This is a genomic window from Vibrio sp. 10N.286.49.C3, assembly GCF_041469545.1.
Lineage (GTDB): Bacteria > Pseudomonadota > Gammaproteobacteria > Enterobacterales > Vibrionaceae > Vibrio > Vibrio tasmaniensis_A.
Genome location: NZ_JBFRKT010000020.1, coordinates 33,546 through 58,489, shown reverse-complemented (window position 1 = coordinate 58,489; position 24,944 = coordinate 33,546). Strand labels below are relative to the sequence as shown.

General features: G+C 43.0%; 24 protein-coding genes. 10 read left to right on the top strand and 14 right to left on the bottom strand.

The features are described from left to right. Positions 1–144: 144 nt before the first annotated feature. Positions 145–783 carry a hypothetical protein gene (locus AB4180_RS09015; RefSeq protein ID WP_102250207.1) on the bottom strand — a complete coding sequence of 213 codons (639 nt, stop codon included), beginning with the start codon at positions 781–783 and terminating at the stop codon, positions 145–147. Between the two features lie 247 nt (positions 784–1,030). Here AB4180_RS09015 and AB4180_RS09010 point away from each other — a divergent pair, with 247 nt between their 5' ends. Then, entirely contained in the window at positions 1,031–2,005 is a 975-nt protein-coding gene (locus tag AB4180_RS09010; RefSeq protein ID WP_017097347.1) for an integron integrase, read from the top strand. A 177-nt stretch (positions 2,006–2,182) separates the two neighbouring features. Next, the gene (locus tag AB4180_RS09005; protein ID WP_017097346.1) at positions 2,183–3,556 is read left to right on the top strand and encodes a cytochrome P450; all 1,374 of its coding nucleotides are present in this window, start codon (positions 2,183–2,185) and stop codon (positions 3,554–3,556) included. A gap of 57 nt (positions 3,557–3,613) precedes the next feature. Here AB4180_RS09005 and AB4180_RS09000 read toward each other — a convergent pair whose 3' ends face one another. The 3 genes from AB4180_RS09000 to AB4180_RS08990 all read right to left on the bottom strand — a co-directional run bounded on the left by AB4180_RS09000 (position 3,614) and on the right by AB4180_RS08990 (position 4,749). Continuing rightward, on the bottom strand, positions 3,614–3,904 hold the full coding sequence (locus AB4180_RS09000) for a hypothetical protein (protein ID WP_102250206.1): 291 nt from the start codon (positions 3,902–3,904) through the stop codon (positions 3,614–3,616). Positions 3,905–4,034: 130 nt separating this feature from the next. Beyond that, positions 4,035–4,430: a DUF3465 domain-containing protein gene (locus AB4180_RS08995; protein ID WP_029222999.1), complete on the bottom strand. Its 396-nt coding sequence runs from the start codon at positions 4,428–4,430 to the stop codon at positions 4,035–4,037. Positions 4,431–4,497: 67 nt separating this feature from the next. Then, positions 4,498–4,749 carry a TIGR03643 family protein gene (locus AB4180_RS08990; protein ID WP_102250209.1) on the bottom strand — a complete coding sequence of 84 codons (252 nt, stop codon included), beginning with the start codon at positions 4,747–4,749 and terminating at the stop codon, positions 4,498–4,500. Between the two features lie 517 nt (positions 4,750–5,266). On the opposite strand from AB4180_RS08990, the gene AB4180_RS08985 reads away from it, so the two are divergent. After that, positions 5,267–5,458, top strand: a complete 192-nt coding sequence (locus AB4180_RS08985; protein ID WP_009847119.1) for a hypothetical protein — start codon at positions 5,267–5,269, stop codon at positions 5,456–5,458. Between the two features lie 209 nt (positions 5,459–5,667). Then, positions 5,668–6,087 carry a BLUF domain-containing protein gene (locus AB4180_RS08980; protein WP_017097344.1) on the top strand — a complete coding sequence of 140 codons (420 nt, stop codon included), beginning with the start codon at positions 5,668–5,670 and terminating at the stop codon, positions 6,085–6,087. Positions 6,088–6,180: 93 nt separating this feature from the next. On the opposite strand, the gene nrdF is transcribed toward AB4180_RS08980, so the two are convergent. From nrdF to nrdH, 4 genes are read right to left on the bottom strand one after another with little or no spacing between them, the layout of a single operon-like run. After that, positions 6,181–7,152: a class 1b ribonucleoside-diphosphate reductase subunit beta gene (gene nrdF / locus AB4180_RS08975; protein WP_017097343.1), complete on the bottom strand. Its 972-nt coding sequence runs from the start codon at positions 7,150–7,152 to the stop codon at positions 6,181–6,183. Between the two features lie 16 nt (positions 7,153–7,168). Beyond that, positions 7,169–9,301 (bottom strand): class 1b ribonucleoside-diphosphate reductase subunit alpha, encoded by a 2,133-nt coding sequence (gene nrdE, locus AB4180_RS08970; protein ID WP_102250205.1) that lies wholly within the window; start codon positions 9,299–9,301, stop codon positions 7,169–7,171. Beyond that, positions 9,294–9,692 (bottom strand): class Ib ribonucleoside-diphosphate reductase assembly flavoprotein NrdI, encoded by a 399-nt coding sequence (gene nrdI, locus AB4180_RS08965; protein WP_009847123.1) that lies wholly within the window; start codon positions 9,690–9,692, stop codon positions 9,294–9,296. The genes nrdE and nrdI overlap by 8 nt, the downstream gene beginning before the upstream one ends. After that, positions 9,692–9,913 carry a glutaredoxin-like protein NrdH gene (gene nrdH, locus AB4180_RS08960; protein WP_009847124.1) on the bottom strand — a complete coding sequence of 74 codons (222 nt, stop codon included), beginning with the start codon at positions 9,911–9,913 and terminating at the stop codon, positions 9,692–9,694. Before nrdH ends, nrdI begins: the two co-directional genes overlap by 1 nt. Before the next feature lie 185 nt (positions 9,914–10,098). Between nrdH and AB4180_RS08955 the strand changes: the two genes are divergently transcribed. From AB4180_RS08955 to AB4180_RS08930, 6 genes are all read left to right on the top strand, one after another. Then, positions 10,099–10,467 (top strand): iron-sulfur cluster assembly accessory protein, encoded by a 369-nt coding sequence (locus AB4180_RS08955; protein WP_009847125.1) that lies wholly within the window; start codon positions 10,099–10,101, stop codon positions 10,465–10,467. 71 nt (positions 10,468–10,538) lie between these two features. Next, complete coding sequence (gene sufB, locus AB4180_RS08950; RefSeq protein WP_102250208.1) at positions 10,539–12,035, top strand: Fe-S cluster assembly protein SufB; 1,497 nt, start codon at positions 10,539–10,541, stop codon at positions 12,033–12,035. A 1-nt stretch (position 12,036) separates the two neighbouring features. Further along, positions 12,037–12,783: a Fe-S cluster assembly ATPase SufC gene (gene sufC / locus AB4180_RS08945; protein ID WP_102250204.1), complete on the top strand. Its 747-nt coding sequence runs from the start codon at positions 12,037–12,039 to the stop codon at positions 12,781–12,783. Then, complete coding sequence (gene sufD, locus AB4180_RS08940; RefSeq protein ID WP_241909281.1) at positions 12,773–14,029, top strand: Fe-S cluster assembly protein SufD; 1,257 nt, start codon at positions 12,773–12,775, stop codon at positions 14,027–14,029. Before sufC ends, sufD begins: the two co-directional genes overlap by 11 nt. After that, positions 14,022–15,254 carry a SufS family cysteine desulfurase gene (locus AB4180_RS08935; RefSeq protein WP_102250202.1) on the top strand — a complete coding sequence of 411 codons (1,233 nt, stop codon included), beginning with the start codon at positions 14,022–14,024 and terminating at the stop codon, positions 15,252–15,254. The genes sufD and AB4180_RS08935 overlap by 8 nt, the downstream gene beginning before the upstream one ends. Positions 15,255–15,257: 3 nt before the next feature. Next, positions 15,258–15,659, top strand: coding sequence for a SufE family protein (locus tag AB4180_RS08930; protein ID WP_102250201.1), 402 nt, complete (start codon positions 15,258–15,260; stop codon positions 15,657–15,659). Positions 15,660–15,775: 116 nt separating this feature from the next. Here the strand turns inward: AB4180_RS08930 and AB4180_RS08925 are convergent, their stop codons facing one another. The 6 genes from AB4180_RS08925 to AB4180_RS08900 form a co-directional block, all read right to left on the bottom strand. Beyond that, positions 15,776–17,659 carry a methyl-accepting chemotaxis protein gene (locus AB4180_RS08925; protein ID WP_102250200.1) on the bottom strand — a complete coding sequence of 628 codons (1,884 nt, stop codon included), beginning with the start codon at positions 17,657–17,659 and terminating at the stop codon, positions 15,776–15,778. Between the two features lie 298 nt (positions 17,660–17,957). Then, a complete protein-coding gene (locus AB4180_RS08920) occupies positions 17,958–19,529 on the bottom strand; it encodes a BCCT family transporter (RefSeq protein ID WP_004733395.1) in 1,572 nt (523 codons plus the stop codon). A 271-nt stretch (positions 19,530–19,800) separates the two neighbouring features. After that, the gene (locus AB4180_RS08915) at positions 19,801–21,399 is read right to left on the bottom strand and encodes a BCCT family transporter (protein WP_102250199.1); all 1,599 of its coding nucleotides are present in this window, start codon (positions 21,397–21,399) and stop codon (positions 19,801–19,803) included. A gap of 169 nt (positions 21,400–21,568) precedes the next feature. After that, positions 21,569–22,207: a response regulator transcription factor gene (locus AB4180_RS08910; protein ID WP_004733393.1), complete on the bottom strand. Its 639-nt coding sequence runs from the start codon at positions 22,205–22,207 to the stop codon at positions 21,569–21,571. Beyond that, on the bottom strand, positions 22,200–23,555 hold the full coding sequence (locus tag AB4180_RS08905) for a cache domain-containing protein (RefSeq protein ID WP_017078693.1): 1,356 nt from the start codon (positions 23,553–23,555) through the stop codon (positions 22,200–22,202). Before AB4180_RS08905 ends, AB4180_RS08910 begins: the two co-directional genes overlap by 8 nt. 104 nt (positions 23,556–23,659) lie before the next feature. Next, positions 23,660–24,943 carry a TRAP transporter large permease subunit gene (locus tag AB4180_RS08900; protein ID WP_009847136.1) on the bottom strand — a complete coding sequence of 428 codons (1,284 nt, stop codon included), beginning with the start codon at positions 24,941–24,943 and terminating at the stop codon, positions 23,660–23,662. Position 24,944 lies beyond the last annotated feature (1 nt).

The window sequence follows — 24,944 nt, the reverse complement described above, 5'->3', positions numbered from 1 at the left end:
TCGATAAAAATCATAACGCCGCAATAACACGTTTACTACGACACAGACTTAGCTGAATTTTACCGCCTTAATCACTGCAACTAAAGGCAAACCTTGAATGCCGAATGTAGTAAATCGTGTTGATTGCTTTGTTAGGCGAATTTCTTAATTGGCAAATGGATAAAAGCTCAATTCATTGTAAATTTTACTATTATCACCAGTTCTAATTGTTGATAAAAACACTGGAGCCTTTGTAAAACTATCCCAAGAAAAACTATTAGGGCTATTTTTAGTAACGGTATTACCAAATAAGTCATATCCTTTTTCATAGTAACAACGTTCGATATCACTTCTTGTGTTTTCCGAACTGAAGCAACTAGCTTCATTTACAATAGGTACCTTTAAACCAACCAAAATAACTTTAGCTTCATTAGCATTAATTGATAAAGGTAGTGATAACGGGTCAAGTTTACGATTAAATATACCTAAATTCATATCACTATAAGTGATAAAACCACCATTATCAGAGAATAATTTTGTATCAATATCCTTTATAGTTACAGTTCGGTCAAGACTATTATAAGCAGTAATCTTCCAAAAGAATGGACCTGATATTTTTAATTTTTCATCAGATATTCCATCTTCAAAATTATAGTATTGCTTTAAAGGCACACTGGTTAATATCGAAGATACTTCCAATTCTAACTGATCACTTTCTGGCATAAATTGATGATATGCAGTGATTGAGGCAACAATTAAACCTAAGATACCAATAACTGAATTTATTGTTTCATGCTTGCCCATTACTACTCCTATAAAGTATTACGCCGATTCGCCTAACAGCTCTTAGACAGAAAAATTCTGCATTTAAATGTAGAATTTTTCTATCTAGTATCTTGATGAAGTTAACCATACCCCGTTTTTATGAAAACTAACAGCAACTTAAGCACTACGAGCATCTGCCTGAATCCCAAAATACAGATTTTTTCTATATAGCATGAATTGATGTGCCAAACTGAAACTCATGTATATATAACCAGTTAAAATTAAAATGCAAAAATCACCATTTCTAGCCTACATACAAGAGTATATGTTGGGGAGACACTATGCTCTTCGTACTACACAGGCGTACATTTATTGGATTCACCAGTACATTCTTTATCATAATAAAAAGCATCCCAGAAGTTTGACTTCAAGGCATGTAGAAGACTTCTTGACGCACTTAGTTGTTGATAGGAAGTCAGCACAGAAAACGCAGAGCCTAGCCCTCAATGCGATAGTCTTTTTATACAAAGAAATCATCCAAGAACCCATTGAACTTGATATGCAGTTTCGCCGTTCAGACAAATCCCGAAAGTTGCCAACGGTTATGACTCCAGAAGAAATTGGCAGGTTCTTTAACCACTGCTCACCTAACTTCAAATTACCTTACCAATTAATGTATGGGTCAGGCCTACGGTTGATGGAGTGTCTACGCTTACGAATGCAAGACATCGACTATGACTACAAATCAGTGCGAGTGTGGCAAGGAAAAGGAGGAAAGAACCGTATAGTGACAATAGCCCCCGAGCTTTTTCCCGCAATCAAGTTACAACAACAGAAATCCGCAGAATACTATCAGCAAGATATACATGATAAAGCTTTTTCTGGCGTATACCTGCCCGACTCTCTAGCTAAAAAATACCCGAGTGCAGAAAGAAGCTTAAATTGGCAATTTCTTTTTCCTTCTGCTCGTCTGGCCCCCGATTTACGAACAGGTGAATTACGTAGGCATCATATTCATCCAACAGCGCTACAAAAACACATTAAGGTCGCTAGCCAAAAAGCCGACATTGAGAAAAACATTTCCTGCCACACTTTAAGGCATTCATTTGCGACGCACCTTCTTCAAAGCGGTGCTGATATTAGAACAGTTCAAGAACAGCTTGGACATACCGATCTAAAAACAACGCAAATATATACTCACATCATAGATAGAGGAGCCAACGGCGTAATTAGTCCACTATCAAGAATATTCGTTAAGTAATTGTCGGGGAATCTCGGGTTCCGAGGTTTCGTAAACTTAGCGGCTAACCACTCACTTACATACCTTTACTTAACAAACCAGGAAACTTGCTAAATTAAATGGTGACTTTTACTTATCGCTCTAGCCGTAACTTCCGTATTGTTACGCGCCATCAATGATATACATAAGGAAATGCAAATGAAGCGAATTGAGCAACTACCAATGCCACCCACTTCTGGTGTTTTAGGACATGTGAGCTATTTAAAAAAGTCCAATGTTCATCAACAAATGTTGTGTTGGATTAAAGAGTACGGTGCTCATTTCCGTTTAAAGCTAGGCTTGAAGGATGTACTTGTATTGTCTGATGCAGCTCAAATCAAGTCCGTGCTAAAGTCTCGACCTGAGGAGTTTCGCCGCCTAAAGAATATCGAGAGTGTCTTTGATGAAGCTGGGCTTAATGGCGTATTCTCTGCTGAAGAGGAACGTTGGAAGCATCAACGAAAATTAACAGAACCTATGTTTCAGCCGGGTCATCTGAAAAATTTTCACCCTCAGCTAAGTGTGATTACGGAGCGTTTGGGAAAGCACCTTGAAATGCTAGCGGAATCAGGAGAAGTGGTCGAACTCGTAGCAGAGTTTAAAAAATACACGGTTGATGTAACATCTCTGCTAGCGTTCGGGGAAGACTTTAACTCTATAGAACAAACAACTGTGCCACTAAGTAAAAGCTTACAAAACGTATTTCCGGTAATAAATCAACGCTGTAGTTCTCCAATTCCATTGTGGCGTTTTTTCAAAACGAAAAAAGACAAGCTGTTTGATACCAGTTTGGAAGACATAGGGCATTTCGTTTATGGGTGTATTGAAAAACAACGCGCTCGTCTGGTTCACGAACCAGCCCTTAAAGACTCACCAGAGAACATGCTGCAAATCATGTTATTGGAACAAGAACAAGATTCCTCATTAACTGACCAAGATATTGTTGCAAATGCTATTACCCTTCTATTAGCAGGTGAAGATACCACAGCGAATACACTGGCATGGATGGCATTCTTAGTCAGCGGCAATCGCAGTAGTGAGTTGGCCTTACAAGATGAACTTGACGCCCTAGGGAAGAGAAAAGTCTTAGAATGGCCGCTTCCTCGAACACCTTATATGACAGCGGTGATGTATGAAGCCATGCGATTAAAGCCGGTAGCACCACAACTTTATTTGGAACCCACACGAGACACTCAGATTGGTGACATCGAAGTAAAAAAAGGCACGCCTGTTTTTGTAATGCTACACGCGAATGGTTTTGACCCTGATTTATTTGAAGATCCAACAACGTTTAACCCGAATCGTTGGGTAGAAAAAGATGGCGCTTCCTTCTCTAACCTTCAGCCGTTTGGTGGAGGAGCAAGGCTATGCCCTGGACGCTCATTGGCCATGATGGAAATTAAACTCGCCTTTCATACATTGTTTAAAGAATTCAGCATTGAGCCACAACAAGCCCCTGAAACTGTGGTTGAACAGTTTGCGTTCACGATGTCTCCCGTTGGGTTTAATGTAAAAATAACCAAGCGAAGCTAGCTTACAAATAGACCTATCGAGAGCCAATGATAGAGCCGAACTATCGGCTCTTTTCGTCTATTTCAACTCATCCAACACTTCATAGCATTCCGTGTCTATTTTCAGATAAGTACCTTGATCTAAAGCTATCGTATGAAATTCTGGGTCACCCACATCATTAACCAAATTGACTTCAAGCCAAATTTTGCCAAATTCATCGATATACCAAACTCGCCACAAAAGATTAGACTGTACAAGCAGCTGATAAAGCTTGTAGGTCATATACAAGTCTGAACCCGCTTTCTGTGATGCTTCAATGAGATCATCAGGAATACTAACGACTTGAACTAAATAATTCACTTCAATCATAAAGCCTCAAATTATTAAATTACAAAAAAACAAGTTACAACAAAACCCAGTGAGAGACATGCTTTCCACCGCCTATCTCTAACACTCTATAGATACTCTTTAATGGCAGAGATGCCATGCCAAGTGTCGTCTATTCGTATATTTTCCCATTATGCTTCAGCCAGCCATGAGCATGGTGATTCCGAGGGTCTTTGTGGGTCCAGTGCATCACGCCACCTTTCTTGTTCCATTCATACTCCCCATAAAATTCAACTCTATCGCCCTTTCTCAATCCCTGAATACGAGGAGCTAAATCAATATTATGTGCCACCAGCAAAGTTTGTCCGCTGTCGAGCCTTAAGATAAACTTCTGATGTCGAGAGCCTTTATTATCGTCTGGAAGCAATCGTGAAACTAAACCCGACCCACGTACTTGAACATCACTTTGGTGATTTTGGTAAGCTTGCTTAAGTCGCGCATCATTGGCCTGAACATGGCTGACACCAAAGCAGAGCAATACCAAAAATAGAGTAATAAACTTTTTCATTCCTTTTATTCCTTTCTTTTCCATACAGAGATATCCATTGAGGCTACAAATCTACGTAAGTATCAATTTAACGATGCTTATACTGAGTTGGGCAATAACCTCTAGATACATCTGACCTACGAAGTTTTACGTGCTTGGTAGAGCGCCCAGAAACGCGAGTACGCCACAACTTGAAACTGCCAAGCTTCAAACGACTGCGCATCAAGAGAATCACCTCTGATTCATTTAAACCAAATTGCAGTTCTATTGCTTCAAACGGCGTTCTGTCTTCCCACGCCATTTCAATAATTCTTGATTCAGTCTCTTTAGATAACATCATTACCTGCTCATCTTCAATTAAATGAACAGAATTACGTTCCTTCTTGCCCATTAGATCAAAGACTTATCGCTTAAATTGAAAAAACCCAACATCCAAAAAGCAACGGCAGAATTACTAATCCATCAAGTCATCAAGTCATCAAGTCATCAAGTCATCAAGTCAGTTTATGGCTAAAGATTAAAACAGGATGCCGAAGATGCGACATCGCAATAACCTGAACCAATACAAAGTAATTTCGAAAAACGTAAAACCACAAACCACACTAGTTCGATTTGTAACCACTTATTACATTGAATTTTTAGATAAATTTCTATCCCAATATTATACTGAACGGTGGTCACATTACGCCATATTTATCATAGGTAATACGACCACCCACCCTCTTATTCATCACATTTTGGAATGCCAAAATCATTCAATTGAACTCATCAACACAGCTTATTGATTAAGCAATTGAACTCATAACGTAGACCCTGTACGCTTACACTATGCACACGGTTACTTAATGGAGATCACAATGAACGAACTACTGACAAGCGCCATGGAACAGAAACAACGAACAACAGTGACCAGTTTATTCGCAAGGAATGGATTTAAGATCGCAGCCACTGATTTTGATGATGTGACTTTTGAACGTGAAAGCGTATTGGTCAATGTTCGATTCGATGCATCTTCCAACGTCGAATCGATTTCGGTTCTTAACGACTAACGAGAGACTCGATGCAAGCAGGTCGCTAGAATGATTGAATGAACAACATTCGGCTCATTTTAGCGCATCTTGCTAGCTGTCCTTTGCTACTTCATCACCATCCTCTCTTCCAAAAGCCACCGAGTGACAATTAGGCCAATAACTCGCAATTCCATGAGCTTGGCTTATATTTATTAATACCCTTTGAACAAAAATTCGAAATGATGCCTATGTTCCTAACTCGGTTAATTTATGTCAGTACACTTTCCGAATGTTGTGATTCCAAAGCACTGGATGAAATACTCACTATCTCACGAGACCACAATCGGCAGAGCCATCTAACAGGGCTTCTCAGTCATAATCAAAAGTACTTTCTTCAATGCATTGAAGGCTCTAGGGAGGCGGTAAACCATACCTACAATCACATCCTAAACGATAAGCGGCACGAGAGAGTGACCATACTGTATTTTAAGGAAGTTGATTGTCGAGAGTTTGGAGATTGGTCAATGGGAGACATTCCGCAGTCTAATTTGACTGAACTGTTGAACTTACAATTTTCGACTTCGGATCAATTTAACCCATACGAAATGTCTGGCGAAAGTGCTTATAAAATGCTTTTAGAGTTAAAGCAAAATCTGCCGTCTGAGTGACCTAATTTTCAAACGGCAAGCCTTAGAACGATGATGTCGATTCAAGGGTAAGTAATCCTCTTTCAAGCCCGAGTTCATACTCGGGCTATTCGTTCAAAAATCCCAGTCATCGTCTTCGGTCGCGACAGCTTTACCTATGACATAAGAAGATCCAGAACCAGAAAAGAAGTCATGATTTTCGTCAGCATTTGGCGACAGGGCGGCCATGATAGCAGGGTTAACCTGACACAACTCATCCGGGAACAATGCTTCAAACCCGAGATTCATCAATGCTTTGTTGGCATTGTAATGTAGAAAATGCTTCACATCTTCAGTTAAGCCAACAGGATCATAAAGCGATTCGGTATATTGTGTTTCGATTTCATAAAGAGAGAACATTAATGAATAAGCTTCATCCTTAACTCTCGCCTGTTCTTCCTCACTAAGAGATTGGTAAGCGAGTTGAAATTTGTATCCAATGTAGTAACCATGAATCGCCTCATCACGAATAATCAGACGGATCAAATCCGCTGTATTGGTCAGTTTTGCCCGACTCGACCAATGCATGGGTAGATAAAAACCAGAATAGAATAAGAAACTCTCTAGAAAAACACTGGCCACTTTTTTCTTTAGCGGATCGCCTTCAGCCAAATAATCATCGAGGACAATCTGTGCTTTTTTCTGTAACAGAGGGTTCTCTTCAGCCCAGCGAAACGCTTCATCAATTTGCGGCGTAGTACACAAAGTTGAGAAGACCGATGAGTAGCTACGAGCATGAACTGCCTCCATAAAAGCGATGTTAGTTAATACCGCTTCTTCATGAGGTGTTCTCGCATCTTCCATCAAGGCTGGCGCACCCACCGTATTCTGAATCGTGTCGAGTAACGTTAAACCGGTAAAAACTCTAATCGTTAGCGTTTGCTCTTCTTCAGTTAGTTGCTTCCATGTTTGAATATCATTGGATAAAGGTACCTTTTCAGGCAGCCAAAAATTAACCGTCAGGCGATTCCAAATCTCTAGATCTTTACCATCAATCATACGATTCCAGTTAATCGCTTGAACAGGTCCGGATTCCATTTTTTTCATTGCGTTTATCCCTTTATTACAGTGAGCACGACACGCACCCTTCGACTTGAGTACCTTCTAATGCTTTCTGTCGCATTCGGATGTAGTAAAGCGTTTTAATTTTCTTTTTCCATGCGTAGATCTGAGCTTTGTTGATATCTCTCGTCGTTACCTCATCGTCAAAAAACAAAGTTAATGAAAGGCCTTGATCAACATGTTCGGTGGCCGCTGCATAGACATCGATTATTGCCTTAGGGCCTATGGAAAAGGCATCACGGAAGTACTCTAAATTGGAGTTATTCAAATACGGCGCAGGGAAGTAAACTCGCCCAATTTTACCCTCTTTTCTTATCTCCACTTTAGCGGTAACGGGATGAATAGAAGCGGTAGAGTCGTTGATATAGCTAATTGAGCCTGTAGGAGGAATGGCCTGTAAGTATCGGTTGTATAGCCCTGAGCTCATGACGAGTTGTTTCAATTCGCTCCACTCAGACACGGTGGGTATTCGTATATCTAAACGGCTAAAGAGATCTTGGACCACGTCCAATTTTGGCGAGAAATCCTGCTGCAAATATTTGTCGAAGAAAGACCCATCACTGTAACTAGAATCTTCGAACCCTTTGAACGTACTCTTTTTCTCTTGTGCCAACTTATTGGAAGCCGCGAGACAGTGATATAAGACACAGGCAAAATAACTGCTGGTGAAATCAATGGCCTCAGGTGAATCATAGTGAATGCGTTCTCGAGCCAAAAAACCATGCAAGTTCATCTGACCTAAACCGATAGCATGACTTTCATCGTTGCCCTTTCTTATCGAAGGAACACTGTTGATTGCGCTCATCTCTGACACTGCATTTAATGCTCGAATTGCGGTATCAACGGTTTGAGATAGTCGACCTCCATCCAAGGCTTTGGCAATGTTGATCGAGCCTAAATTGCACGAAATATCTCGCCCGACATGACTATAGTTCAAGTCATCATCATAATTTGACGCCTCGTTGACCTGCAATATTTCAGAACACAAGTTAGACATATTTACACGCCCCTGAATGGGGTTAGCCTGATTAACCGTATCTTCGAACATAATGTATGGATAGCCCGACTCAAATTGGATCTCGGCAAGCGTTTGGAAAAGCCCTCTTGCACTCATTTTCCCTTTGCGGATCCTCGGGTCATCCACCATTCCATGGTACTTCTCCGTCACGCAAATTTCAGAGAAAGGTACGCCATACACTCGCTCAACATCATGAGGAGAAAACAAGTACATATCTTTGTTTTGCTTGGCTAATTCCAAAGTAATATCGGGAATGACAACACCAAGGCTCAAGGTCTTAATTCTAATTTTCTCATCGGCATTTTCTCTTTTTGTATCAAGAAATTGCATGATGTCTGGATGATGAACATTGAGATAGACAGCGCCGGCGCCTTGCCTAGACCCCAATTGGTTTGCATACGAGAAACTGTCTTCAAGCAATTTCATCACAGGGACGACACCTGAACTTTGATTTAAGATCCCCTTAATGGGCGCACCTTGCTCTCTTAAATTCGTCAGAAGTAAAGCAACACCACCGCCACGACGTGAGAGTTGCAACGATGAGTTAATCGCACGACCGATGCTCTCCATATTGTCTTCAATTCTCAACAAAAAGCAGGAGATCAATTCACCACGGCTCTTTTTGCCGGAGTTAATAAAAGTGGGCGTAGCCGGTTGAAAGCGCTGATGAATGATTTCTTCCATTAGTGCCAGTGCAAATTCACAGTCACCACGAGCCAGTAACAGTGCAGTCATAACCACTCGGTCTTCGAACCTTTCTAAATATCGCTTACCATCACGAGTTTTCAATGCATAGGAAGTAAAAAACTTATAAGCACCTAAGAACGTTCGGAATCGAAATTTGGCTTGATAGGCGTTTGCCCAGATTTGATGAAGAAAACTGCGATCATATTGCTCAATAACTTGAGCCTCGTAATATCCCTCTCTAAGCAAATAGTCGATCTTCTCGTCTAAATTATGAAAGAAAACGGTATTTTGATTAACGTGTTGTAAGAAAAACTGTCGAGCCGCTTGCTTGTCTGCCTCAAACTGAATCGTCCCTTGTTCATCAAGTAGATTCAACATTGCGTTTAAAGCATGGTAGTCAAGGGACTCGTTCTCAAAGTGGTTATCCATGATGTTTCCAAAATTGTTCTAACCCATTTGTCACGATATCAATATCGCTCTGGGTTCCAGATAGTTCGAAACGATACAACAGCGGCACATTGCATTTTTCAGCGACAATGGCACCTCCGCGAGCAAAAAGAGCTCCAAAGTTTCGATTTCCCGATGCAATCACACCTTTAATCAATGCTCGATTATTCGGGTTATTCAAAAGACTTATAACGGAGTTAGGCACAGCGCCTCGCCCCTCACCATCAGCATAAGTCGGGCATATGAGTACGAATGGTTGCTCAATCTCTAGCGTCCTTTCATTGGCCTCAGTAGGAAGCCTGATCGCAGGTAATCCTAGCTGTTCAACAAACCGCTTCGTATTCCCTGAGGCGCTAGAATAGTAAACAATCATTAACCTAACGCGCTGATCATGTCAGGTCTAAAACCGGACCAATGGCGGTCATTGGCGACAACCACGGGAGCTTGTCGATAACCCATTGATTGAACTCTTTCCATTGCGATTTCGTCGCACGTTAAATCAACAACTGTATGCTCAATACCTTTGCTCTGTAACGCCTTAACCGTTGCTGTGCATTGCACACACTGTGGCTTGGAATAAACGATGACATCCATATTATACAACCTCAATTAAATCTTAATGATAATCATTATTAATAAATAATGGCACATATAGTATTTGGGATTTATGTTTTGTCAACATATTGATCCCCGACCTAAAGACCATAGACAATACATGGTTGATATGCAAATGATAATCAATATCATCTATTATCACCAGTCAAATATGGAGCAGTAAGGTGAGTATTTCGAGTTCCGGTTCTAATGACATATCCATACATGATATGGAGTGGCAAGGCGTTACGTTAAGTGAAAGTGCCGCAAACAGAATTTCCCAGTTATCACATGGGCAAAAGCACTTCCACCTCACGGTTAAGTCCTCTGGCTGTACGGGGTTTGCATATGAAGTGGCGCTGATCGATTCGCCATCCGATGACGACATCAAGTACGAATCACATGACGTCATTTTCTATATTGCACTCAAAGCCCTACCTATGATCGATGGCACAGAGATCGACTTTGTGCGTCAGGGTTTAAACAGTAATTTTGTATACAATAATCCCAAAGTGAAGAACCTTTGTGGATGTGGCGAGAGTTTTGGAGTTTAACCATGTGCGCATTAGAAACGCAGTCTGAAGCTAAAACGCTACTTGACGTTGAAACGCAAACAAAAATTGAAATGCGACCAGACGCTGAAACGCGACCTGAAATTGACACGCAGCCTGAAGTTACAGAGTTACTGCACAGCAGTCACTATCGTGAAGGTTTCTACACTGATTTATCTTCAGATACTTTGTCGAAGGGAATCAACGAACAAGTCGTTCGAGCAATCTCCGCAAAACGTAACGAACCCGAATGGATGCTGGAGTTTCGTCTCAAAGCATTCCGTAAATGGCGAACAATGGAGGAACCGCATTGGTTAAAAGCCGATTATCCAGACCTAAATTACCAAGATTACAGTTACTACTCCGCACCAAGTTGCTCTAGTTGCGACAAAGATAGTTGTGATAAAGATAGTGATGATGGCTCGAATGAATTTTTAACCGAAGAAGTCGAGACAGCCTTTGAAACACTTGGGATTCCAGTTAGAGAAGGTTCTGAAATTGCTGTCGATGCAATCTTCGATTCAGTTTCCGTCACCACTACCTATCAAAACGAACTGAAAGAACTCGGAATCATCTTCTGTTCATTCAGCGAAGCTATCCAAGAATACCCTGAACTCGTGCAGCAATACCTAGGCACCGTTGTTCCACCAGAAGATAACTTCTTTGCGGCTTTGAATGCCTCTGTTGCCTCTGACGGCACTTTTGTTTACATCCCGAAAGGTGTGAGATGCCCAAGAGAACTCTCTACCTACTTTCGAATAAACCAAGCAAAAACAGGCCAGTTTGAAAGAACAATTTTAGTGGCTGATGAGGACTCATACGTCAGCTACATTGAAGGTTGCTCTGCCCCGATGAGAGATACCTATCAGCTTCACGCCGCCGTCGTAGAAGTCGTCATTCACAAGCGTGCTGAAGTTAAATATTCCACAGTGCAAAACTGGTTCTCAGGAGCAGAGGATTCACAAGGCGGCATACTCAACTTTGTAACCAAACGTGCGGTTTGCGAAGGCGAGTACAGCAAAATGTCTTGGACTCAATCAGAAACAGGTTCTGCGATAACGTGGAAGTACCCAAGCGTAATTCTCAAAGGAGACTACTCTGTTGGTGAGTTTTTCTCCGTCGCTTTAACGAATGGCGTTCAACAAGCCGATACCGGCACTAAGATGGTTCATATAGGAAAACACTCTCGCTCTACCATCATTTCAAAAGGGATTTCAGCAGGCAAAAGCCAGAACAGTTACCGAGGGCTGGTTAAAGTCACCCCTAACGCAGAAGGTGCGAGAAACTTCACTCAGTGCGATTCAATGTTAATCGGCGCTGAATGTGGGGCTCACACTTTTCCTTATATCGAAGTCAAAAACCCGTCTGCTCACGTTGAACACGAAGCGACGACCTCTCGAATTGGCCAAGATCAACTGTTTTACTGCACCCAAAGAGGGATCAGTGAAGACAACGCGATATCCATGATCGTCAATGGTTTTTGTAAAGACGTATTTTCAGAATTACCACTCGAATTCGCTGTTGAAGCGCAGAAACTTCTATCAATCAGCCTCGAGCATAGTGTGGGATAAAATGTTAGAAATTAAAAATTTACATGTCAGCGTTGAAGAAAATACTATCCTAAAAGGTATTAACCTAACTGTTAAACCTGGTGAAGTTCACGCAATTATGGGACCGAACGGTTCAGGAAAAAGTACCCTATCCGCCACACTGGCAGGCAAGGATGATTACGAGGTCGTCAGTGGTGAGATTGTTTTCAAAGGTCAAGATCTTACAGAGCTAGATCCAGAGGAAAGAGCCGGTGAAGGGGTATTTTTAGCCTTTCAGTACCCTGTCGAAATTCCAGGTGTCAGTAACAAACTCTTTCTAAATACAGCTCTCAACGAGGTTCGTGAATATCGAGGCTTAGAACCGATCGATCGTTTTGACTTTGAAGATCTATTGGAAGAAAAAGCGCAATTGTTGAAGATGCCGGAAAATTTACTCCAACGCTCTGTCAATGAGGGATTCTCTGGTGGAGAGAAAAAGCGCAATGACATTCTACAAATGGCGGTGCTCTCACCTGATCTTTGTATACTAGACGAGACCGACTCCGGTCTAGATATTGATGCTCTTAAAGCCGTCTCTGAAGGTGTAAACGCGCTACAGAATGAAAAACGAGCTTTCATTTTAGTCACGCACTATCAACGTATCCTCAATTACATCAAACCAGATTTCGTGCACGTGTTGTACCAAGGGAAAATTGTAAAATCTGGTGACCATACGTTAGCTCAAGAATTAGAAGAGAAAGGCTATGGGTGGATCATTGATGAACAATAAACATTCATTGCTTGATTCATTTGAAACCCTTGTTCGACCGCATGAGTGGCAAAAAAAACAATGGTCTAAATTGCTTGGGGTTGAGTTACCGTCCCCTCAACATGAGGACTGGAAATACACGCCTCTTGACCGATTAAACGAACTAGAGCTAAGCAGCGCACCACAGCAGTCGACAGCTAACACGCCATACAACAAATTCAGTTTAGACATTGATGCTTATCGATTAGTCTTCGTCGACGGCTTCTTTTTAGCTCGATACTCCGACTGGATTCCAAAAGTTCGAGTGACTCCCATCTGCGCGCTCTCTCCAATTGAAATCGATGAACTATCTCGTTCAATAAAGCCAGACGCTTTTACCTATATTACTGATGCTACCGCTTCAAGTGGCATATTAATCGAAGTCGAAGCGAATACGCAGATATCGAAACCTATTTATCTTCTGCATATCAATTCCGGAAAACAAGGTGATGTATCAAGCTACAGAAGCCATATTGAAGTCGCAGATCATGCGGAAGTCACCGTCATCGAACACCATGTTTCACAAGGTAGTGGTAGAGGCGTAACATTATCTCGCTTAACACAACACGTTGGTTGTGGTGCCCACTATCATCACACCAAAATTGTCGAAGAGGCCTTGAGCCAACATCACTTCGGTCACAACGATTTGGTGGTTAATGCGCATGCTAGCGCCTACTCTTGTTGCTTGCTCTACTCCGGCCAATTGATACGACATCAAGTAAGTTCAGAACTGACTGGCGAACAAGGTTTTGTCGCTATGGACAGTATTTCCCTACCTCAAGGTGAGGCAGTTTTTGATACTCGCACCTATTTGAAACACAACTCTCCCCACTGCCAAAGTGAACAAAATCATAAAACCATCGCTCGAAACCAATCTAAGTCTGTTTTCGACGGCATGATCTATGTTGACCCTACCGCGCAAAAAACAGACGGGAAAATGGACACCCACAGTCTGATTTTAGGCGATGACGCCCAGGTAAACTCTAAACCTCAATTAGAGATTTATGCCGATGATGTCAAATGCAGCCATGGTGCAACAACAGGGCAAATCGACCCAAACCAAATCAACTACTTACGCTCTAGAGGTATCCCAAAAGAACGAGCCGAGCACATGATTACCTCTGCGTTTGTCATTGACGTTACCGAGAGAATTAAACACCCCGCCCTAAGACAATCTGCGATAGATAAAATCAATGCGTCACTCAATAAAGGATGTCCAAATGATTGATTCGAGCGAAAATACAAGCCCTTGGTTTAATGACTTCCCAGCTCTAAGAACTCAAGTTTACGACAAGCCTTTGGTCTATTTAGACAGTGCTGCGACGGCCCAAACCCCTCAAGTCGTTATAGACCGCATGACTCAGTTTTATCAACATGATTATGCGAGTGTTCATCGAGGTGTCCATTACCTAAGCTCTAAAGCAACCGAAGAAATGGAACAAGTGAGAGAAAAACTTGCTCAGTTCATTTCAGCTAAATCCCGAGAAAGTATTGTTTTCACCAAAGGGACGACAGAGGCCATCAATCTCGTTGCTAATAGCTATTTACGCCCTAGGTTAAAAGCAGGTGACGAAATCATCGTGACGGAGATGGAGCATCACGCCAACCTTGTTCCTTGGCAGATGCTTTCTGAAATTTATAATGTCAACATTCGTGTTTGGCCAATGGCAAAAAATGGCTATTTGAATCTCAACGACCTTGTCTCGTTAATGAATACAAAGACAAAGCTGCTGGCGATTAGCCACGTATCGAATGTTCTAGGCCGCGTAAACCCAATTAAAACGATAGTCAAAGCTGCACATAAAGCAAAAGTCCCCGTGTTAGTCGACGGGGCTCAAGCTGTCATGCACCATAAAGTCAATGTGACGGACCTCGATTGTGATTTCTACGCCTTCTCTGGGCACAAATTGTATGGCCCGACAGGCATCGGCGTGCTTTATGCAAAAAAAATACACCTCGACAACATGGTGCCATGGGAAGGCGGCGGAGCCATGATCGATCAAGTGACACTGCCTTTAGGAACCTCGTTTGGCCAAGCTCCGTGGAAGTTCGAAGCGGGCACTCCGAATATTGCAGGCATTTTAGGTTTAGGCGCCGCTTTAGACTATATAGAAGCTATCGGCTTCAAAGAGATCTCTGACTATGAAAAAAATGTAATGAATTATTTGGTAGAGAGCATTAGACAGATACCAGCCATAGAGCTCTATGGCGATGATGATAACCGCACGGGCGTTTTGGCTTTTAATATGAAAAATCAACACTCTTTTGATGTGGGTTCATTCTTAGATAGATATGGTATTGCGATTCGTACCGGACATCTCTGCGCAATGCCCCTTATAAAACGACTCGGTCAAAACTCGCTGTGTCGCGCATCGATTGGCATGTACACAAGGCCCAAAGACATAGACGCCTTGTGCCAATCACTAAAACGAATCCACCAACTGTTAAGGTAGCTTATGTCCCCTGAAAAGCTCCAGAAAAACTTCGAGCGATGCGCTGACTGGGAAGAACGTTATATGTATTTGATAGAATTGGGGGACCGATTAGAGCCCTTCCCTGTGACAAAGATGAATAAAACACATCTTATCGCAGGCTGCCAAAGTCATGTATGGCTAGATCTTTCCGTCAGTCAACAGAACAAAATGTCGATACAAGCGACCAGCGATTCTTCATTAGTTAAAGGTTTGCTGGCATTGGTGTTGATCGCCTATAACAACCAACAACCCGCGAGCGTTCTAGAATTCGATATTAAAGACTGGTTCCGCCAGCTAGACCTAAAATCTCAGCTTAGCGCCAGTCGGAGTCAAGGTTTAGAAGCCATAATAAAACATATTCGGTGTCACGCTCGGGCTGTTTAACCTTCAATAAACAATAGCCCAGCATGATTAGATCACGACATTTTGCTTCTTCTAAAAAGCGAACATAAAAAAGCCCCAACTTAAGTTGGGGCTTCGTTCTATCTATCTATCTATAATTACAGCTTAAAACGGCTGATTTCATTTTCTAGTTCATTAGACAGTTCAGAAAGCTGAGCAGCTTGTTCTGCAGCTTGGTGCGCTTCACCTGCTAGCTCGTTAGATACGTCACGGATTCCTTCAGTGTTACGAGTAATCTCAGACGTTACTGACGCTTGCTCTTCTGCAGCAGAAGCAATTTGAGTCGCCATATCACTGATACGTTCAACAGCAGCATGAATTTGCGTTAAGCTAGCGGCCGCTGAGTTTGAATCATCAACACTTGTTTCGGCAAGCGTTCGGCTATCGTTCATGATACTTACCGCTTTGCCCGTTGTACCTTGCAGTAATTCAATCGTTTGTTGAATTTCTTGAGTTGAACCGTGTGTACGTTGGCTCAAAACTCTCACTTCATCAGCAACAACCGCAAAACCGCGACCTTGTTCGCCAGCACGGGCAGCTTCAATCGCCGCGTTAAGTGCAAGTAAGTTAGTTTGTTCAGCAATGCCTTGAATGTTAGACAAGATAGCGTTGATGCTATTGCCGTGCTCTTCTAGCTCAAGAATCACGTTCGTTGCAACTTGAACTTCTTGTGCAAGGTTTTGGATTGAGCTTTGAGTCTGTGTAACTTGACCCGTACCGTGCTCACACGCGCCAACGGCCTCAGATGAATTCTGTGCAGTTTGATCAGCGTTACCCGCAATCTCTTGTGTTGCTGCAGCCATTTCGTTCACGGCTGTTGCTACCATATTGATTTCGTCTTGTTGCATCTGAATGCGAGCACTACGCTCTTCAGCTTGAGAAGCTGTTTGACGTGCTTGGTTACCCAATGCAGCAGACACTTCACTTAGCTTGAGTACCATGGTGTGCATGTTGCCTACAAAACGGTTGAAGTTTTCAGCAAGCTTACCAATCTCGTCATCGCTCTTAGGCTCAAGACGTTGAGTAAGGTCGCCCTCACCTGAAGCAATTTCTTCAAGTGCCGCTGAAACACGGTTCAAATCACGGAATAGGAAGCTCACTAACCAAGACACTAATACGATTACGATTAACGTAATAATGACCGCCGTTGTGATCAACTGAGTAAGTAGTGTTGAGTGGTTCGCTTCTTCTGTTGCTTTGTCCATCTGAACCGCGAAGATCCAGTTAGTGTTAGGCACCTTCGTGAAGTAAAGCAGCTTCTCTGCGCCGCGCTCTTTGATGATCTCGATGCTACCCGTACGCACTGCGTTCTCGATAATTGGCATAGAGATGTCGTTTGAAAGCTGGCTTACCGGCTTCAGGCTCAGTGCTGAATCTGGGTGCGCTAGGAATGTGCCGTCAGAAGCATCAATTAGCATTGCGTAAGCGTTGTCACCAACATCAAGGCTGATTACATCGTTAACCAATTGGTCGATAAGTACGTCTGCACCCACTACACCAACAAGTTTGCCGTTATGACGCACAGGTTCTGCAATCGTTACTAGCAATGCTTTAGTGATCGCATCTTGGTAAGCAGTGGTAATGATTTGCTTACCTGCAGCGTTTGCTTCTTGGTACCAAGGACGTTGACGAGGATCGTAACCAGCGCGATTACGTTCAGGATGTGAACGGTACATTCCGCCTTCTGGAGTACCTAAAAAGATATCGTCAAAGCCACCCGCTACACGAGCTTGCTTAAGGAAAGGAACAACATCATCCTCTCGTGAAAAGTCATTAAATGCTGATGCGATATCGGTGCGGATATCAATCCAGTTTTTAATACCTTCAGATGCTGCTTCTGATACGCTTTCAGCTCGCAGGTATACGCCGTTACGAGTCTGTTCAAATAATTGGTTTGCTGATAACCAAGTTAACGCTGTTGCCATAACGACAACAGCAGATAGGCTAGCACCTATTAACTTCTGCTTAAGTGTTAGTTTCATGTCAAAGTTTCACGAGTAGTGGGAAATCTCGCGCATACTACCCAATATCAGTATTAAATTCGAGCGATTTTATAATTTAATAACGTAATATAATTTTAAGCAAACCATTGGCTTATCTAATGTCAATTACTTGGCTAATCGCCAAATTTAAGACGTTATTTTGAAGGTAATTCCATCGAAATATACTGTTCTCTAGACTGTAAAATAGATACAAAAAAGGCAGGAGAGTTTCCTCTTCTGCCTTTCTTTTTATTTTATATTCGACTTCAACCAAATGGAAAGTCGATTAACGATCAGTCTATCGCTTCTCGGTGCGCATACCCATTAGCAAGCTAACACACATCAGTAATAGAATGATGGTGAATGGCAATGCCGTCGATATTGCGCCCGCTTGTAGAGCCTGTACTGCTTCAGTACCACCAACCCACAATAGAGCTACTGCAATCGCACCTTCTAGGAACGCCCAGAACACACGTTGAGGTACAGGCGTATCAACTTTACCACCCGCGGTGATGCTGTCGATAACTAGAGAGCCTGAGTCAGACGATGTAATGAAGAATACTAGAACTAAGATAACCGCAATGATTGATAGCAGCGTACCGAACGGTAGAGCATCAAACATTTGGAACATCGCTAGTGATACATCAGTCAAACCATCTTGACCAAGGATACCAACGTTATTCACGATTTGGTCAATCGCCATACCACCAAATACTGACATCCAAATGATAGTAACAGTCGTTGGAACAATCAGAACCGCTGTAATGAACTCACGAACCGTACGGCCTTTAGAAACACGCGCGATAAACATACCTACGAATGGTGACCATGAAATCCACCAAGCCCAGTAGAATACCGTCCAACCGTGCATCCACGCTTCATCTTCACGACCATGAGGGTTACTCAAAGGAATGATGTTTTCAACGTATGCCATAAAGGTTGTTGGGATAGAACCTAAACTCACCGCATAGCCGATTAGAGCCACTAAGATAAGCAGTAGGAAAGCAACCAACATGTTGATGTTACTGATAACTTTAACGCCGCCATCAATACCGCGAAGCACTGACACGACCGCTAATAACGTTACTACTGTAATAACAACAACTTGTAACCCTAAGCCAGCCTCGATTCCGAAGACATGTTGAATACCACTTGCTGCTTGTTGTGCACCTAAGCCCAGCGACGTCGCCAAACCAAACAGCGTTGCAAGAACCGCCAGAATATCAACAATATGACCAGCCCAACCCCACGCTCTATCACCCAAGATTGGGTAGAAAATAGAACGAATAGAAAGAGGCAATCCCTTGTTGTAAGAGAAAAACGCAAGTGACAGTGCTACTACGCCATAAATCGCCCAAGGGTGTAGACCCCAGTGATACATGGTTGCACCTAGCGCTAACTTAGCAGCTTCTGGTGTGTTGGGTTCAACACCTAACGGGGTTTCAAACCAACCCGTGAAGTAAGCCGCTGGCTCAGCCACACTCCAGAACATCAAGCCGATACCCATACCTGCGGCAAACAGCATCGATAGCCAAGAGAAGAATGAGTAATCTGCCGTCGCATCAACACCACCAAGGCGGATTTTACCATACGGAGAAACAATTAAGCCTAAGCAGAAAACAACGAAAACATTACCCGACCAGATGAAAAGCCAATCAAACGAATTGATGATCTGGCCTTTAACGCCATCTAGTGCTGCCTTTGCTGAAGCGGTATCTGTAATCAGAATACCGATCAGGAACAAAGCAATAAGTCCTGCACTGATACCAAATACTGGGTTATGAACATCAAAACCCCATTTTTGGACGTTATCTTGACCGACAGTGTAATCCGTACTGTCGATACTGTATTTATCTATACCTTTAGTCATTATCCCTCTCTACGGAATACTAATAGGGTCTATTGACCTCGTATTCCTTACTTACCTGCGACTTAATCACAAACTCGAACATACAATCCAAGTAGTACAAGCTGTTGTCACAATAATTCAAATACTTGGATGTCTGAAGTTTAGCAGGTTAACTTATTGTTTTCAGTAAACCAGAATCGGTTCGATTAATTTTCCAACAAAATTCACGAAATCACTTAAGTATATGACGAAAAAAAGGCCGACCCTGTCGACCTTTATTCAGAAAATACTTTTAGCTCAAAGCATTTTGCTGGTTAACTAATTGATTTTCAGTTCGTAAACCTAACAATAAGCTTAGGCACATAAGCAATAATATGAACGCAAATGGTAGCGCCATTGATACCGTTCCAGCTTGCAGTGCTTGAATGGATTCCGTACCGCCAACCCACAATAGAACGGCTGCAATCGCACCGCCCATCAACGCCCAAAATACACGTTGAGGAACAGGAGCATCAACTTTACCGCCAGAAGTAATGCTGTCGATAACTAATGAGCCTGAATCTGACGAGGTGATGAAGAACACCATAATCAAACCAATCGATACTACAGAAAGCATAGAACTCATTGGCAGCGCATCATAAGTGTGGAATAGAGAAAGCGTAATATCTTGCAAACCATTCACGCCTATCTCACCCACCTTGTTCGCCACTTGATCAATCGCGATACCACCGAAAATAGCCATCCAGATGATGATTACTGTCGTTGGGATGAACAATACAGCGACGATGAATTCACGAATAGTACGACCTTTAGAAATACGAGCGATGAACATACCAACGAATGGTGACCAAGACATCCACCAAGCCCAGTAGAATACCGTCCAGCCTTGCATCCAGGTTTCATCATCACGACCATGAGGATTACTTAGAGGAATAAAGTTTTCAATGTAGCCCATTAGTGCGGTTGGGATTGCTTTAATACCCGCCATACCACCAGCGATCGTCACAAAGATAAGTAAACCCAAAGCAACCAACATATTGATGTTACTCAGAACCTTTACACCACCGTTAATGCCGCGAATGACTGACATTGTTGCTAAGAAAGTAACCACTGCGATAACAACTAGCTGCATGCCAATACCACCATCGGTACCAAACACATGGTTAATACCACTGGTCGCTTGTTGTGCGCCTAGGCCCAGTGATGTTGCAAGGCCAAATAGTGTTGCCAATACCGCCACGATATCAACAATATGACCAAACCAACCCCAAGTTCTATCACCTAATAGTGGGTAGAAGATTGAGCGAATAGAAAGCGGTAAGCCTTTATTGAATGTGAAGAAAGCGAGGGCTAGAGCAACAACAGCGTAAATCGACCAACCGTGAAGACCCCAGTTGTAGATGGTTGCACCTAATGCCAACTTAGCTGCTTCAGGAGAATAAGCTTCAACACCGAGCGGTGTTTCATACCAACCTGTAAAGTAAGCGACGGGTTCAGCTACACCCCAGAACATCAGGCCAATACCCATTCCTGCCGCGAATAACATCGACATCCAAGACAGGTTAGAGTGCTCTGCTTTGGCATCATTGCCACCAATACGTATCTTGCCATACGGGGAGACAATGAGGGCAAAACAGAAGATAACAAAGATGTTGGCTGCCCACATGAAGAAACCATCGAAGTTACCGATGACTTTCCATTTGATTCCATCCAGTGCCGCTTTTGCGGTTTCTGGATCTGCGACTAGAAGTGCAACCAAGAAGACAATGATCGCTCCTGCACTGACTCCAAATACCGGGTTGTGAACATCAAAACCCCATTTCTGAACGTTATCTTGTCCTACTGTATAATCGGTATTTTCAATACTATACCTATCTTTTACAGGCTCCATGCTTCCTCTCTAATTGGTAGCGCACAGTTTGCAACATTGCATTCTGCACCTAAATTTCGAAAAGAAGAATATCAACCTGTCGCAAAAATACTAAAAAAACCTCCAAAAAGCAGGGCTGAATTACACATTTAGTAATTAAATTACACATTTAGTGTCATTTAGCGTACGATTACTCCACAAGCCCCGAATTGACAGCGTACTTAGCAAGCTCTGCCGTAGAGTGAATATCCAGTTTATGCTTGATGTTTTGTCTGTGGGTTTCAACCGTTCGGTAACTGATATTCAAACCCTTCGCGATCTCTTTACTGCTCTCCCCTTTTGCGACTAATTTCAATACCGCTTCTTCACGCCTGCTCAATGGATTTTTCACAGATTGCGTGGGAGTAATCGGCTGAGTGAACAAATTCTGTGTCACTTTTTCACAAAAATAGGTCGAGCCTTGATTGACCGTTTTGATCGCTTGCACCATTTTTTCAGCCGAAATCTCTTTCAACATATAGCCGACTGCGCCCGATTGCATCACCTTCATGATGTATTCACGGTTGTTATGCATAGTCAGCATCAACACCTTCGCTTCTGGGTCTTCTTCTTTAATCAGATGGGTCGCATCAATGCCGTTCATGATAGGCATGCTGATATCCATCAACACCACATCAGGGCGCAGAGACTTAACGACCTCAACCGCTTCTAATCCATTACTGGCCGTACCTATCACGCTAATATCTGGCTCAAGTTCCAATCTCGCCATAAAGCCATCCAATACCACTTGGTGATCGTCAGCGATCACAACTCGAATAACTTCACTCATTCATTAATCCCTCTAGTGTCAGTAACACTGTAATTTCCGTTCCAAGGCCAATCTCACTCATCAATTCAAAATCACCACCGATGAATTCCACTCGCTCTCTCATGTTACGCAGACCGATCCCTCGTTTTTCCATCGCTTTATAGGTGTTGAAACCGACACCGTTGTCTTGGATTAGAAGCTGTAACACGTTGCCAATTTGCTGTGCGATAACCGTTACTTTGGTCGCTTGTGCGTGTTTCTCTATGTTATTTAAGGACTCTTGCACCACTCGATATAAGGTCGTCGCGGCCTCTGATTTCAATTTTCCGGGCTGAGTACTAAACAAGGTTTCAACCTCAATGCCCGAGTGCGCCTGAAAATCCAATAACAACGAAGACAGCGCCGCTTCTAAGCCGATATCATCCAAAGAACTTGGGCGAAGTTGATGCGAGATGTGCCTCACCTCTTCGATCGCTCGCATCAATGAATGCTGCGACTTATTCAAATGCGCTTTGAGGTCTTCATTTTGTAACTTATTACCAAGTAGTTCTAAGTGGCAACGACTTGATACTAATAATTGATTAATACCGTCATGTAGCTCTCGCGCTAAATGCTTCTTCTCGTCTTCTTGGAACATCACCGTCTTATGCGCCAGTTCCTTCAGGTTATTATCTGCAATCCGATGTTCATGCATGTTAATGGCCAACGTCAGCACGATAATAACCGCCACTGTTACACTGAGAATCACCACAATCGAGAAGAACGTGGTTTCAATATTCTTGTTGATCGCAGCCTGCATCGAAGCCACTTCTTGGTGCACGTCTTCAATATACAAACCCGTGCCAATCATCCAATCCCAACGCTCTAACCAAGCAGCGTAACTCAGCTTAGAGACCACTTCCCCTGTCGAGGGCTTTTGCCACAAATACTGGTGGAATCCTCCTCCGGTTTGCGCCTCTCTTAGTAGGGCTTCTATCAGAAAATCACCATCTTCATCTTGCAATTGAAGCAGATTTTTTCCAATCAATTCCGGCTGTATTGGATGAACCAAATTGGTTCCGTGGCGATCATATGCGAAGAAATAACCATCAGAGCCATATCTAAGTTTAGACAATATGGTTCGAACTTCTTTTTTGGCTTGCGCTTCTTTGATATCGGGGTCGTTGTAGATATGTTCGATCGCATCGAATGCGAGGTCGACCGTGTCTTTGAGGGCGTTTTCACGCGACTTGATTAAGCTGTCTCTGAAGATCTCGACCTCTTTCGCACCCAACGTCTTGGTTTGGTGTAACGAGATCCAACTTATGCTCGCCGTGACCAGTAGCAACGGGAGTAGCGTCAGCAAAATCAGCTTAGCTTTTAGAGGCATTCCTTTCCCTCACAAAAAACGGCTTACTGAACATCAATAAGCCGTTTTACTTTAGCAATTTATAGATAGCCGTTGAAACATATCATTCACATTCTTGGCTTCACTCACATTCCATAGAAAGAAGGGAAAGCGAGAAGTGATCCAAGTACGAGGATTTGAATCAGAATGAACGGCATCACGCCTCGGTAGATGTCTTTTGTGGTGACGCCTTTCGGTGCAACCCCTTTCAAATAGAACAAACTAAAACCAAATGGCGGCGTTAAGAAGGAGGTTTGTAGGTTCATCGCGATAAGGATTGCGAACCAAGTCATGTTGATTCCCATCAGTTCAGCAACAGGCGCAATAATCGGCACAATGATGAAACAGATTTCTACGAAGTCGATGAAGAAACCCAGAATCAAAATCACCAACATGGTAATGATCAAGAAACCCCACTTCTCACCTGGCAGTTGTAGCATCCACTCTTCAACTAGATAATCACCACCAGTGTAGGTAAACGCCATTGAGAATGCCGTTGCACCCAACAAAATAGCAAATACCATTGCCGTTACTTTCACCGTCTCTTTAGAGGCGTCATACACCATCGACCAACTAAACTGACCGTAGAGCAAAGCGAGTACCATCGCACCCGCACCACCCAGAGCAGCAGACTCTGTCGGCGTAGCAACACCCGCAAAGATAGAGCCCAATACGACAATAATCAGCGCGAGTGGCGGTATGATTGCTTTCAATGCGTTGATGACTTCTTGTTTACGGCTGATGGAATCATCACGCTCAATTGGTTGAGCGGCTTCAGGGTTAAGCTTCGCGTATATTAAGATATAAACGATATAAGCCCCCACTAACATCACGCCCGGCCAAATCGCGGCTTGGAACAAGTCACCTACCGGAACACCCAATACGTCCCCCAATAGAATCAAGACGATGGATGGCGGAATGATTTGCCCTAACGTACCAGACGCACAGATGGTGCCGCAGGCTAAGCCTTTGTCGTAGTTGTACTTGAGCATGACGGGCAACGAGATAAGCCCCATTGCCACTACTGAAGCACCCACTACCCCTGTTGATGCGGCAAGTAGTGAGCCCACCAGCACGGTCGAGATAGCAATACCACCTCGAACACCACCAAACAGTCGTCCCATAGACTCAAGTAACTGCTCAGCAAGCTTAGTCTTTTGTAGAACAAGTCCCATGAAAACAAACAATGGAACGGCCATCAGCACCGTATTTTCCATGATTGATTGAATTCGATATGGCATGAAGGCAAACATTTCGATGCCTTCCGCCCAAACACCAAAGATTAGCGCGATACCACCAAAGGTAAACGCCACCGGGAAGCCTAGTAAAAGTGCAAACAAGGCTACGAAAAACATTACTATTCCAATCATG